General features: G+C 70.1%; 16 protein-coding genes. 7 read left to right on the forward strand and 9 right to left on the reverse strand.

Annotation, left to right across the window (positions count from 1 at the left end):
- The 9 genes from AB0G02_RS18020 to AB0G02_RS18060 form a co-directional block, all read right to left on the reverse strand.
- The coding region (locus AB0G02_RS18020) for a hypothetical protein (RefSeq protein WP_360795329.1) at positions 1-1327 on the reverse strand (1327 nt) is incomplete at its 3' end.
- 16 nt (positions 1328-1343) lie between these two features.
- Positions 1344-1865 carry a DUF3558 family protein gene (locus tag AB0G02_RS18025; protein WP_360795371.1) on the reverse strand — a complete coding sequence of 174 codons (522 nt, stop codon included), beginning with the start codon at positions 1863-1865 and terminating at the stop codon, positions 1344-1346.
- 25 nt (positions 1866-1890) lie between these two features.
- Complete coding sequence (locus AB0G02_RS18030; RefSeq protein ID WP_360795332.1) at positions 1891-2259, reverse strand: hypothetical protein; 369 nt, start codon at positions 2257-2259, stop codon at positions 1891-1893.
- 197 nt (positions 2260-2456) lie between these two features.
- Positions 2457-3233 (reverse strand): phosphate ABC transporter ATP-binding protein PstB, encoded by a 777-nt coding sequence (pstB, locus tag AB0G02_RS18035; RefSeq protein ID WP_360795335.1) that lies wholly within the window; start codon positions 3231-3233, stop codon positions 2457-2459.
- A 10-nt stretch (positions 3234-3243) separates the two neighbouring features.
- Positions 3244-4158 (reverse strand): phosphate ABC transporter permease PstA, encoded by a 915-nt coding sequence (gene pstA, locus AB0G02_RS18040; protein ID WP_360795338.1) that lies wholly within the window; start codon positions 4156-4158, stop codon positions 3244-3246.
- The gene (pstC, locus tag AB0G02_RS18045; RefSeq protein ID WP_360795341.1) at positions 4155-5210 is read right to left on the reverse strand and encodes a phosphate ABC transporter permease subunit PstC; all 1056 of its coding nucleotides are present in this window, start codon (positions 5208-5210) and stop codon (positions 4155-4157) included. Before pstC ends, pstA begins: the two co-directional genes overlap by 4 nt.
- 34 nt (positions 5211-5244) lie before the next feature.
- Positions 5245-6372, reverse strand: a complete 1128-nt coding sequence (pstS, locus tag AB0G02_RS18050) for a phosphate ABC transporter substrate-binding protein PstS (protein WP_360795344.1) — start codon at positions 6370-6372, stop codon at positions 5245-5247.
- A 196-nt stretch (positions 6373-6568) separates the two neighbouring features.
- Positions 6569-7423 (reverse strand): mycothiol synthase, encoded by an 855-nt coding sequence (gene mshD, locus AB0G02_RS18055; protein WP_360795374.1) that lies wholly within the window; start codon positions 7421-7423, stop codon positions 6569-6571.
- A 208-nt stretch (positions 7424-7631) separates the two neighbouring features.
- Positions 7632-8387, reverse strand: a complete 756-nt coding sequence (locus AB0G02_RS18060) for a response regulator transcription factor (RefSeq protein WP_360795347.1) — start codon at positions 8385-8387, stop codon at positions 7632-7634.
- A 229-nt stretch (positions 8388-8616) separates the two neighbouring features.
- Between AB0G02_RS18060 and AB0G02_RS18065 the strand changes: the two genes are divergently transcribed.
- The 7 genes from AB0G02_RS18065 to AB0G02_RS18095 all read left to right on the forward strand — a co-directional run bounded on the left by AB0G02_RS18065 (position 8617) and on the right by AB0G02_RS18095 (position 12482).
- Positions 8617-9348, forward strand: a complete 732-nt coding sequence (locus AB0G02_RS18065; RefSeq protein ID WP_360795350.1) for an alpha/beta fold hydrolase — start codon at positions 8617-8619, stop codon at positions 9346-9348.
- Positions 9345-10148, forward strand: a complete 804-nt coding sequence (locus AB0G02_RS18070) for a DUF2993 domain-containing protein (RefSeq protein WP_360795357.1) — start codon at positions 9345-9347, stop codon at positions 10146-10148. The genes AB0G02_RS18065 and AB0G02_RS18070 overlap by 4 nt, the downstream gene beginning before the upstream one ends.
- On the forward strand, positions 10149-10583 hold the full coding sequence (locus AB0G02_RS18075) for a thioredoxin family protein (RefSeq protein WP_360795360.1): 435 nt from the start codon (positions 10149-10151) through the stop codon (positions 10581-10583).
- A gap of 66 nt (positions 10584-10649) precedes the next feature.
- Complete coding sequence (locus AB0G02_RS18080) at positions 10650-10727, forward strand: putative leader peptide (RefSeq protein ID WP_360103130.1); 78 nt, start codon at positions 10650-10652, stop codon at positions 10725-10727.
- Positions 10728-10831: 104 nt separating this feature from the next.
- Positions 10832-11293, forward strand: a complete 462-nt coding sequence (locus AB0G02_RS18085) for a DUF4395 domain-containing protein (RefSeq protein WP_360795363.1) — start codon at positions 10832-10834, stop codon at positions 11291-11293.
- Between the two features lie 38 nt (positions 11294-11331).
- Positions 11332-12177 (forward strand): sulfurtransferase, encoded by an 846-nt coding sequence (locus tag AB0G02_RS18090; RefSeq protein ID WP_360795365.1) that lies wholly within the window; start codon positions 11332-11334, stop codon positions 12175-12177.
- A gap of 2 nt (positions 12178-12179) precedes the next feature.
- Positions 12180-12482, forward strand: coding sequence for a DUF1416 domain-containing protein (locus tag AB0G02_RS18095; RefSeq protein WP_360795368.1), 303 nt, complete (start codon positions 12180-12182; stop codon positions 12480-12482).
- Positions 12483-12540: the final 58 nt, after the last annotated feature.

The following is a 12540-nucleotide window of genomic DNA, read 5'->3' on the forward strand; positions in this document are numbered from 1 at the left end:
TGCCCTCGATGCCGCGCACCCCGAAACCGCCGGGGATGAGGATCGCGTCGAGCCCGCCGAGGGCGTGCGCCGCGCCGGACGGCGTCTGGCCGCCACCGCCACCACCGCCGCCGCCTCGGCCACCGCCGGAGCCACTGGGCAGGCCGGAGCGTCCGCCGGGCGGGACCGTCGACCGGTTGTTGGGGCCGGCGCCGGGCGGGAGGAAGCCGGGCGGGTAGGGCCCGCCGCCACCGCCGCCACCACCGGGCAGGTTCGTGGTGCCGCCGCCGGGCAGCGTCGTGCTGCCGCCACCGGTGGGACCGTTCCACCCGGACTGGTTGGTGCTGCCACCGCTGCCACCGCTGCCGCCGGTGCCACCCGTGCCACCACCGCCCGTGCCGCCGGGTCCGGGGACGCCGCCACCGCCGAGGTCGCCGAACCCGCTGCCGGTGCCCGTGCCAGTGCCCGTCCCGGTGCCGCCGGGGACGCTCTGCCGACCGTTGATCTGCCCCGTGCCGTTCTGGTTGGAGTCCCCGCTGCCGCCCGTGCCCTCCATGGGCGGGGGCGGGGAGAAGGCGGGCATGGTCGAGCCCGACTCCTGGAAGTCCTGGGACATGGTCGTCATGACCTCGGCGGCCCGCTCGTGGGCCTGCTGCTTCTCCTCGAACTTCTGCTCGATCTGGTCGATCGTGCCGGCCCACTTGAACGGGTTGGGCTCGGAGAACAGCATCTTGTAGGCATCGGCGGTGCTGAACTTGACCGGTTCGGGCATCGCGTTCTTCGCCTGCTCGGCGGCCGTGCTCTGGGCGTAGAGCTTGTTGCCGGTGAGCTGCGCGCCCTGGGCCGCGTTGCCGGACCAGGTGGCGACGTTGGTGAAGTACCCCTGCGCCGACTCCGCCGCCGCACCCTGCCACGCACCCTTGCTGGCGGCCGTGGCGCTGGTCAGGCTGGACTGGAGCTCGGCCAGCGTGTTGCCGATCTTGGTCCAGGCCTCGCCCTGCTCGTTCGCGGTGCTGGGCGCCATGTTCTCGGTGACCATGGACTTGAGGGTCTCGTGGTCGTAACCCAGGTAGTGCGAGCCCGCGGGGGACAGCGGCGGGCGGTAGTTCTCCACCACCTGCTCGAGCTGCTTCTCCTGGTTCGCCTGGTACTGAGCGGACTGCTGCTTGTAGCGCAGGTAGTCGTCGAGCGTCGTGATGGCGCCGAAGATCCCGGGGTTGGCGGCGCGCTCGCGCTCGTACTCGGCGCGCAGTTCGGCTTCCGTCTGCCCGGCGTAGGTAACCTTGGTCGCCTGGCTGTTCTGCGCCGGCGGCGGTGCGTACGACGGCTGCGAGTTGGGCGGCGTCACGACGTTCTCCCCTGGGTTACTTCGGCAGCTTCGGTTCGATGGCGGTGGCGACCTTGGTGGCAGCCTCGCACGCTTCGTCCAATGACGCGTTCGCGGACGCTACGACGTCGACCCGGGAGGTGCTGGTCACCTCGACCGCGACCAGGCACGATGTCTGGGAGGAGGGAGCCTTGACGAGCTTCGCCCTGCGCGACCCGACAGTGATGTCCGACAACTCCTTGCCGACCGCCTCGTCGATCTTGAGCGATGGTTGCGCCTTCAGCGTCACCGACGTGGTCGCGGAGAACTCAGCGTCACACGCCTTCCCGTCGGCCTCGATCTCGGTCAGTTTCAACTGGCCGGCCGCCGACTGCAAGGCCTCGCACGCGTCGAAATCCGCGAGGGAGTCGCCGCCGGTCGAGGGCTTGGTGGTGGTCGTGGCCTCCGAGGTACGGGCCGACGTGGCGGTGGTCGCCCCCGGTGTCGGGGTTCCACCGGTGGTGCACGCCGTGGTCACCGCTCCCAGCACCGTCAACACCAGGACGGCGCGGACCGACATTCCCTTGCTCAACTGATCTCCACCCTCAGTAGCGTTGGTAAGTGCCGGCGTTCGAGTCGTCGACCTCGCGATAGTTCTCGATCGCCTTCTGGAGCGCCAATCGGGCTTCTTCCAGTGCGGACTTCAACTGGTCGATGGCCGGAACGATGCCCGAGGTGCCTGCCCCGCCCTCAACCCCCTCGCGGTTGTAACGGGTCATCGCGGTCGCGTCCGGGCTGGTCCCCAGCTTGACGTCCTGGCGGAGCAGCGCCACGTCCCCGTCCATCTTGCGCAGGTCCTTCTGGGCGTTGTCGATCGCCTTCAGGTAGGCCTCGGCACCCTCCTGGCTGATCGCGAAGGAGCCCGACTCGGCGGCCTGTTTCAGGCCGACCATGCTGGCCGTCATCGCCTGCATGGACTGTGCGCTCCACGCACCTTCCGCCGCCACGGTTACCCCCTGCGAGTCTGCCGATCCCAACGGTCACGGTACCCCCGAACGGAGGACCGTGTCTCGATTTTGACGGCTGGGGCGAGCACCCGGTTCCCGTGTCACCCGAACGCGCAGAAGCCCTCCCACCGCTGGTGGGAGGGCTTGCGGCACGACTGCGCCGATCAGCCGAAACGGCCGGAGATGTAGTCCTCCGTCGCCTTCTGGCTCGGGTTGGAGAAGATCTTCTCCGTGTCGTCCACCTCGATCAGCCGACCCGGCTGACCGACACCCAGCAGGTTGAAGAACGCGGTCTGGTCGCTGACCCGCGCGGCCTGCTGCATGTTGTGCGTCACGATGACGATCGTGTACTCCTTCTTCAACTCCGTGATCAGGTCCTCGATCGCCAGGGTCGAGATGGGGTCCAGCGCGGAGCACGGCTCGTCCATCAGCAGCACGTCCGGCTGCACGGCGATCGCCCGCGCGATGCACAACCGCTGCTGCTGACCACCGGACAGGCCGCCGCCCGGCCGGTCGAGGCGGTCCTTCACCTCGTTCCACAGGTTCGCCCCGCGCAACGACCGCTCGGCCACCTCGTCGAGCTTCTTCTTGTTCCGCTCCCCCGCGAGCTTCAGCCCGGCCACCACGTTGTCCCGGATGGACATCGTCGGGAACGGGTTGGGGCGCTGGAACACCATGCCGATGGTGCGGCGGACCTGCACCGGGTCGACGGAGGACGCGTAGATGTCCTCGCCGTCGAGCAGCACGGTGCCGTCCACGCGGGCGCCGGGCGCCACCTCGTGCATGCGGTTCAACGACCGCAGCACGGTGGACTTGCCGCAACCGGACGGGCCGATGAACGCCGTCACGTTCTTCGGCGGCACGGCGAGCGAAACCCCGTCGACGGCGTGGAACTTGCCGTAGTAGAGGTTGAGGTCTTTCACGTCGATGCGCTTGGCCATGACCGCCCGCTCACTTCGTCTTCGGAGCCAGCCACCGCGAGATCACGGTCGCCAGCAGGTTGAACAGCGTGATGATGATGACCAGGGTGATCGCCGCGCCCCAGATCCGCTCGAAGCCCGCCTGCGTCGGGTTGTTGCGCTCCGACGTCATGAGCAGCGGCAGCGACGCCATCGGCCCGTCGAACAGGTTGTAGTTGATGTACGGCGCGTACGCGGCCAGCACGAGCACCGGCGCGGTCTCGCCCATGACGCGGGCGAGGGCCAGCATGATGCCGGTGACGATGCCGGACAGCGCGGTCGGCACGACGACCTTCACGATCGTCTTCCACTTGGGGATGCCCAGCGCGTAGGACGCCTCGCGCAGCTCGTCCGGCACGATCTTCAGCATCTCCTCGGTGGTCCGCACGATCACCGGCACCATCAGCAGCACCAGCGCGAGGGACACCGCGAACCCGCTGCGGCCGAAGCCGAAGTACGTGATCCACAGGGTGTAGACGAACAGCGCGGCCACGATGGACGGCACACCGGTCAGGATGTCGACCATGAACGTGGTCGCGCGGGCCAGCCTGGACCGGCCGCCGTACTCCACCAGGTAGACGCCGACGAACAGGCCGAGCGGCACCGAGAGCAGCCCGCAGACCAGGCCTTGCGCCAACGTGCCGTAGATCGCGTGGTAGACGCCGCCGCCCTGCTGCCGGCCCAGCAGGCCGGACAGGGACTTCTGCCACCAGTCGCCGTCCAGCACGACCGGGAACCCGCGTTCGACCACCACGTACAGCACCCAGACGAGCGGGACGATCGCGACGAGGAACGCCCCGTACACCAGGACGGTGGCGACGCCGTTCTTGAACTTCCGCGCGCCGCTCATGCTCTGGAACGTGGGCGGCGTGGCGAGGCGGTTGAGGTCCGCCGTGTCGGTCGTCATTCGTACTCCTTGTGACCGGCGACGATGGACCGGGCGATGGCGTTGACGCCGAAGGTGAGCACGAACAGCACCAGGCCCGCGGCGATGTAGGCGCCCGCGGTGCGCGGGTCGTTGAACTCGGGCGCGGCCAGCGCGATCTTGGACGCGAAGGTCGCGCCGCCGTCGAACAGGCTCCACCCGAACGCCGCGCCGGTGCCGCTGAGGATGATCGTCAGCGCGATCGTCTCTCCGAGGGCGCGGCCGAGGCCGAGCATGGAGGCGCTGACGTACCCCGCCTTGCCGAACGGCAGCACGGTGGTGCGCACGACCTCCCACTTGGTGGCGCCGAGCGCGATGGCGCCCTCGACGTGGGTGACCGGGGTGCGGTCGAACACCTCGCGGCTGACCGCGGTGATGATCGGCAGGATCATCACCGCCAGCACGATGCCGGCGGTGAAGATGGTGCCGCCGAGCTCGATGCTGACGTTGCCCGCGGCGAACAGCGGGATCCAGCCGAGGCTCGACACCAGCCACTCACCGACCGGCGTGAGCACCGGGCCGAGCACCAGCAGACCCCACAGGCCGAAGATGATCGACGGCACGGCGGCCAGCAGGTCGATGACGTAGGCGAACGGCCGGGCGAGCCGGCGCGGCGCGTACTGGGTGAGGAACAGCGCGATGCCCAGGGCGATCGGCATCGCGATGACCAGGGCGAACGCGGACGACACGACGGTGACCAGGAGCAGGTCCAGGATGCCGTACCGCATGTCGTTGACGTCGCCGGTGGACCACTCGCGGCTGGTCAGGAAGTTGACCTTGTCCAGTCCGAGCGACGGGATGGCCTGGAGCAGCAGGAAGACGCCGATCGCCGCGATCAGGACCACGATGAAGATGCCCGACCCGGTGGCCAGGCCTGCGAAGATCCGGTCACCCGGCCGGACGTGGTTCCTCTGGTCGGCTTCCGTGGTCGGGGGAATCGGAGCCTCCGAGTCGGGTCGAGCGGCCGGAACGCCCGCACGGGCACCGGGCGTACCGGTACCCGAGGGGCGGAGGGCCACTTTGCGGTCACTCATCGCAATGGCGTTCCCGGGAAGTGTGCCGGCCTGGTCAGGCGATGGCCGTGATGGCGGTCAGCAGCTTGTCCTGGAAGGCCTTGGGCAGCGGAGCGTAACCCGCGTCCGCCAGACCACCCTGGCCGCTGGTCGCCGCCACCGTCAGGAACGCCTTGACGGCCTTCGCGGTGTCGGCGTCGTAGCCCTTGGAGCAGACGATCTCGTAGGTCGCCAGCACCAGCGGGTAGGCGCCCGCGGTGGTGGAGCCGTAGATCGAGTTCAGGTCGAGGACCAGGTCGTTGCCGGTGCCCTTGACCTTGGCGCCGTCGATGGCCTTGCCGACCGTCTCGTCGGTCAGCTCGACCGGGCCGGAACCGTTGTCGATCTTGGCGATGGACAGCTTGTTGTCCTGCGCGAACGACAGCTCGACGTAGGTGATGGCGCCGTCGACCGAACCGGCGGCCTGCGCGACACCGGCGGACTTCTCCTTGGCCTCGCCTACACCGCCCTTGAACTGCTTGCCGTCGCCCTGGGTCCACGCGCCCTTGGAGGCGGCGGTCAGGTACTTCTGGAAGTTGTCCGTGGTGCCGGACTCGTCGGAGCGGTAGACGACCTTGATGTCCTTGTCCGGCAGGGACGCGCTGCCGTTCACGGCCTTGATGGCCGGGTCGTTCCACTTCTTGACGGTGCCGTTGAAGATCTTGGCGGCCAGCTCGCCGGTCAGCGTCAGGTCGGTGACGCCCTGGAGCTTGTAGCCGAGCGCGACCGGGCCGAAGACCAGCGGCAGGTTCCACGCCGGGTTGCCCTTGCAGCGCTCGGCCGCCGCGGCGACCTCGCCCTTGCTCTCGGACAGCGGCGAGTCGGAGCCGCCGAAGTCGACCTGGCCCGCGTTGAACTGCTTGACGCCCGCGCCGGAGCCCGAGGCGTTGTACGCGAGGTCGGAGCCGGCGCACTTCGCCTGGTAGGCCTGGATGAACGTGGCGATCGCGTTCTGCTGAGCCGAAGAGCCCTCTGCGCTCAGCTTCGACTTGCCGCCGCACTCGACGGGGACCGACGTCTCGCCGGCCGCGGCCGACGTCGTGCCCGTGCCACCGGCGGTGTTGTCGTCGCTGCCACATGCGGTGAGCAGAAGCGCACCGGCCGCGATCAGGCCGAGAACGGCGCCGTGTCGCTTGGTCTTCACCTGAAGGTCCTCCAGCTACGGAAGCGGATGTCGAGCGGCGGACCTCCGCCGCTCGGCACGGACGTTAGGTAGCGAGGGTGGACAAGCACCCAGGAGGAGGTGAACGAGAAGTGAACACCACACGGGAAGTGACCGAGTACACCGCCTTTTGGGTGTCCCGTGACCTGCGCGTTCGCAGGGCGTGACGGGTTTGTCACTACCGGGCGTACTGGACGTCCGAGTCCCAGAGCGTGAAGCCCAACCGCTTGTACACGGCCAGTGCCGCGGCGTTGTCGGACTCGACGTACAGCATCACCTCGGTGAGGCCGGTGTCGCGCAGGTGCGCGAGCCCCGCGAGGGTGATCGCCTTGCCGAGGCCGCCGCCCTGCGCGTCCGGGTCGACGCCCACCACGTACACCTCGCCCAGTTCGGCGGTGTGCGCCTTGGTCCAGTGGAAGCCGAGCAGCCGTCCGTCGGCGGCGACCGCCAGGAGGAACCCGGCCGGGTCGAACCAGCGCTGCTGCTCCTTCTCCCGCAGGTCCTCGATGCTCATCGAGCCCTGCTCGGGGTGCCACGAGAACGCGCGGTGGTTGACGTAGACGACCGCGGCCTCGTCCCGACCGCGCACGAAGGGGCGCAGCGTGACGCCCTCGGGGAGGACGGGCGGGGGCAGTTCGGCGTCCAGCGGGCGGCGCAGGCGCAGCAGCTCGCGGACCTTGCGGTAGCCGAGCTTCGCGGCCAGCGCCTCGGCACCGGGGTGACCGCCGTGCGACCAGACCCGGACGGGCTTGGCGCGGTCGGCCACGGCCTCGACCAGGGCGCTGCCGATGCCGCGGCGGCGGTGCTCGGGGTGCACGGCCAGCTCGGCCACCTCGTTGCCGTCGGAGTCGCCGAAGACGTCCAGGTGCAGGTAGCCGACCAGCTCGTCGCCGTCACGGGCGATCAGGTGCCTGCTCCCGGGCGAACCGGGGCGCAGCCGCAGCTCGACGGCTTCCCCGACGGGGGCGACGCCGTCCGCGGCTTGGGCGGCCCCGAGCAGACCGGAGACCTCGTCGGACTGCTCGGGTGACAGCTCCTCGAACCAGCTCAATTCCACGCGGTCGATTGTCCTCGCCCCGCGCGACCGCCTGGGGCCTGCCCCGTAAGTCGACCCTCGCCGCGAGGTTGCGTCGGTCGTTCGCGACTCATTTGCCGGCGATCACGCACTTCGATCGTCGGCAGATCAGGCACGAGCGGCCGACTCTCAGGCGACCGAGCCGCCGCCTGCGAAGCAGCGGCAATCAAGCACGGTAGATCAGTTCGGCGTCGTCCATCGGGGTGTCCGAGCCCTCGACCACCTGGTCGACGCGGCGGGCGCTGCCCGGGCGCGGGGGGCGGACGAACTTGTAGCCCACGTTGCGCACGGTGCCGATGAGGGACTCGTGCTCGGGGCCCAGCTTCGCGCGCAGCCGCCGGACGTGGACGTCCACCGTGCGGGTGCCGCCGAAGAAGTCGTAGCCCCACACCTCCTGGAGCAGCTGGGCGCGGGTGAAGACGCGGCCCGCGTGCTGCGCCAGGTACTTCAGCAGCTCGAACTCCTTGTAGGTGAGGTCGAGCGGCCGGCCGCGCAGGCGGGCGGTGTAGGTGGCCTCGTCGATGACCAGCTCACCGAGCTGCAGCGAGCCGTCGCCGCCGGGCTGCGTGGTGCCGCGGCGCGACCGGACGAGGCGCAGCCGGGCGTCCACCTCGGCCGGGCCGGAGGTGGGGAGCAGGATCTCGTCCACGCTCCAGTCGGAGTTGACCGCGACCAGGCCGCCCTCGGTGACGACGGCCACCACGGGCACGTCCACCCCGCTGGAGTCCAGCAGCCGGCACAGGCTGCGCGCGGCCACCAGGTCGGTCCTGGCGTCGACCAGGACGATGTCGTGCGGACCGGCTTCCAGCAGCGCCGACACCTCCGGCCGCAGCGGACGCACCTCGTGCGGGAGGAGCGACAGCGCGGGGAGAACCGCCTCTGGATCGGAGTCGGTGGTCAGCAGCAGCACGTCGATGCTCATCGCGGCGCCCTCTCGTTCGGCCGGTGCGTGGTCACCGACCAAGCACAGGCGAAGTACGGTGACCGGGCCCCGTTGCCTGCGGATGACGGAGACGATACCGGTGCACGCCACAAAAGACCCAGGTCAGCAGCGCAGAGTCACAGTTGTTTCCACAAGCGTCACGCCTGTTACATCCATGTCACACGACGCTGTCCCCCTGCACGGCCTGCATGTGAGGTCGACACCCTCCGTGACGGATCTCGCATTCGTGGTGGGGCACGGCTTCACCAACCACGTCCGCAAGCCGTTCGTGTCCCGGGTGTTGCGCCGGTTCGCGCGGCACGGCGGGGTCGTCGCGCTGGACTTCCGCGGCCACGGCCGCTCGGGTGGGCGGTCCAGCGTGGGCGGTGACGAGATCCACGACCTCGCGGCCGGGGTTTCGCTCGCCCGCGACCTCGGGTACCGCCGGGTGGTGACGGTCGGGTTCTCCATGGGCGCCTCCATCGCGCTGCGCCACGCTGGCCTGCACGAGGACCGGCCGGACGCGGTGGCCGCGGTCAGCGCGCCCTCCCGCTGGTGGGTGCGCGACACGGTGGCGATGCGCCGGGTGCACTGGCTGCTCGAACAGCCGCACGGCCGGCTCGCCGCCCGCGCGCTGGGCGTGCGCCTCGGCCCGCCGTGGCTCACCGCGCCGGAGAGCCCGCTGGAGGTCGTCCACCGCATCGCGCCGACCCCGCTGCTGATCGTGCACGGCGAGCAGGACCACTACTTCGGACCGGCCCACGCCGTCGCGCTGCACCGGGCCGCGGGCGGTGGCGCGCAGCTGTGGCTGGAGCCCGGCGTGAGGCACGCCGAGTCCGCGATGACGCCCGCCCTGGTGGACCGGATCGCGACCTGGCTGGACGAGCACTCCCGCCACCCCGACCCGACCGACCCCACCCAGTCCCAGGCCGATCTCATCCAGACAAAGGGCAGGCGATGACCGCGACCGAGACCAAGCGCCGCCGTCCCACGCGCGGGCGCAAGCTGATCATCGCCGCGATCGTCGTGATCGGCCTGCTGGTCGCGGCCGACTTCGCGCTGGCCGCGGCGGGCGAGTACCAGGTCGCGCAGAAGATGCGGGAGAAGTTCGGGCTGAGCGAGGACCCGTCGGTCCGGATCAACGGCTTCCCGTTCCTCACCCAGGCCATCGCGGGCGACTACCGGGACATCGAGATCAGCGCCACCGGCGTGCCCGTGCGCGACCAGCTGCGCGACCTGGAGATCCGGGCGAACCTGCACCACACCCGCATCGGCCTGTCCGACCTGCTGGCGGGCGACACGCGCGGCGCGAAGATCGACCAGGTCCGGGGCAGCGTCAAGATCAAGGCCAACGACCTGAACCGCCTGGTCAACCAGGTCACGCCGTTCACCGACATGGCGATCGAGCCGGACAACCGCACCGAGCCGCCCGCCGGGCAGAAGCCGGACCCGACGGTCGCGGCGGTGAAGCTGTCGGGCAACACCAAGGTCGCCGGCCGCACCATCCGCATCACCGCCTACGGCACGGTGTCGCTGGTCAACGGCCAGGTCATGATCGGGATGAACGACGTCGAGCTGGACGACATGGCCCTGGAGGGGCTGGACGCGGTGCTCGGCGTGGTGCGCCAGGCGTTGAGCGTGACCATCGACCCCGGCACGCTCCCCTTCACGGTGACGCCGACGGCTGTCAGGGTGGAGAGCGGCGCGTTCACCGTGGAAGGCGCGATCAACGACATCCCCCTGGACGGAGGCGGCAAGTAGGTGACCGGTCTGTGGGCGTTGCTCGGCGCGGTGGCGATCACCGCCGCGATCGGCGTGGTGCTGCGGGCGCGGAACGGCCGCGTGCGCGTTCCCGAAGCCGCTTCGAACGGGCGTGAGCTGCCCGGACCCGTGCGCGAGCTGCTCGTCCCGGGCGCACCGGTGACGCTGGTGCAGCTGTCCACGGCGTTCTGCGCCGACTGCCGGCGGACCCGCGCCCTGCTGGAGGACCTCGCCGGTCGCACCGAGGGGCTGCGGCACGTCGAGCTGGACGTCACCGACCTGCCGGAGGTCGCTGCGGACCTCGGTGTGCTGCGCGCGCCGACGACGCTGGCGTTCGACCGGTCCGGCGGGGAGCTCCTGAGGGTCGGCGGGCTCCCGAAGCCCGACACGCTTATTGCGGCTTTGCGCCCACACCTGCCTCGACCGATCGGGTGAACCTGGCAACTCCCACCTTGTGGACGCCACTCCCGACCACAGGGACGAGCGGCTACCCTCGAACACATGACCACGCTGCTGACCAAGCGACTCGCGGTTGACCTGTGCCGCGTGCGCAGCAGCCTGTGTCGCGCGGCGAGCTGACCGGGCGGTCCCCGGCGGCCCGCACGCCCTTGACGGGTGTGTGTGCCTGCCCTTAACACCGCCTGAGACGGACTACCAGTCTTGTCCACCGTCAGGAGGTCGCCGTGCCGAATGAAGCCACCGCCACGAAACCGAAGGACGCGCCGGTCGACCCGCGCGGCCCGCGTTTCAGCGCCTGGATCACGACCGCCGTGCTGGCGGTCGTGCTGCTGTCCGGGTCGTGGCGCCTGCTCGCGGCGCAGACCGTGCTGTTCGGGATGTGCGCGTTCATCTCGCTCAAGCTCAACCCCTGGGGCCACGTCTACCGGTTCGCCGTGCAGCCGAGGATCAAGCCGACGACCGAGCGCGAGGAGGCCGCCCCGCTGCGGTTCGCGCAGGGCGTCGGGTTCGTGTTCGCCCTGATCGGCACGGTCGGCTACGCCTCCGGGCTCACCGCACTCGGGGTCGTCGCGACGTCCGCCGCGCTGGTCGCCGCGCTGCTCAACGCCGCGCTGGGCCTGTGCCTGGGCTGCGAGCTGTTCCTGGTGCTGCGCCGCCACGCGCCCGCACTCGCCCGACCCCAGTGACACCGTCGCAGTAGAAACGAAGAAATTGGAGCAGCTCGATGAGCCGTGAAGACGTCCTGGTCTCGGCCGCTTGGTCCGAGGAGAACCTGACCACGCCCGGCGTGGTGTTCGTGGAGGTGGACGAGGACACCACCGCCTACGAGGGGGGTCACATCCCGGGCGCCGTGAGGATCGACTGGAGGACCGAGCTCCAGGACCCGGTCCGGCGCGACTTCGTCGACCGCCAGGGCTTCGAGAAGCTGCTGTCCGCCAAGGGCATCTCCAACGACGACACCGTCATCCTCTACGGCGGCAACAACAACTGGTTCGCCGCCTACGCGTACTGGTACTTCAAGCTGTACGGCCACGACGCGGTGAAGCTGCTCGACGGCGGCCGCAAGAAGTGGGAGCTCGACGGTCGTCCGCTGGACAAGGAGCAGGTGGAGCGCCCCGCGACCACCTACACCGCCCAGGAGCAGGACCTCGCCATCCGGGCGTTCCGCGACGAGGTCGTGGACGCGATCGGCAACAAGAACCTCGTCGACGTGCGCTCGCCCGACGAGTTCTCCGGCAAGCTGCTCGCGCCCGCGCACCTGCCGCAGGAGCAGGCGCAGCGCGCCGGCCACATCCCGAGCGCGATCAACGTGCCGTGGAGCAAGGCGGCCAACGAGGACGGCACGTTCAAGTCGAACGAGGAGCTGGCCGAGATCTACGGCGAGGCCGGGTTCGACGGCTCGCGCAAGACGATCGCCTACTGCCGGATCGGCGAGCGCTCGTCGCACACGTGGTTCGCGCTGCACGAGCTGCTCGGCCACGAGGACGTGAAGAACTACGACGGTTCCTGGACCGAGTACGGCTCGCTGGTCGGCGTGCCCGTCGAACTCGGCAGCGGCAAGGAGGGCTGATCATGAGCTTGGACGGTTGCGGCGCACCCGAGCAGGGCGTGGACATCCAGGTCGGCGCGAACGAGGTCGTGCTGACCGGCAAGGTCCGTTCCGAGGGCACCCCCGTGGGGGGCGCGTTCGTGCGGCTGCTCGACTCCTCGGGCGAGTTCACCGCCGAGGTCGTGTCCTCGGCCGACGGCGACTTCCGGTTCTTCGCCGCGCCGGGCACGTGGACCATCCGCGCGCTGCACCGGTCCGGCAACGGGCAGGCGTCGGTCAACGCGGAGGGGCCGGGCGTGCACCCGGTCGAGGTCGCGGTCGCCTGAGACCCGTACCAGAAGCACGGGGGGTGCACGGGCCGGTCCCAGCGCCACCCCTTCGCCG

The organism is Actinosynnema sp. NPDC023658 (assembly GCF_040639995.1).
GTDB lineage: Bacteria > Actinomycetota > Actinomycetes > Mycobacteriales > Pseudonocardiaceae > Actinosynnema.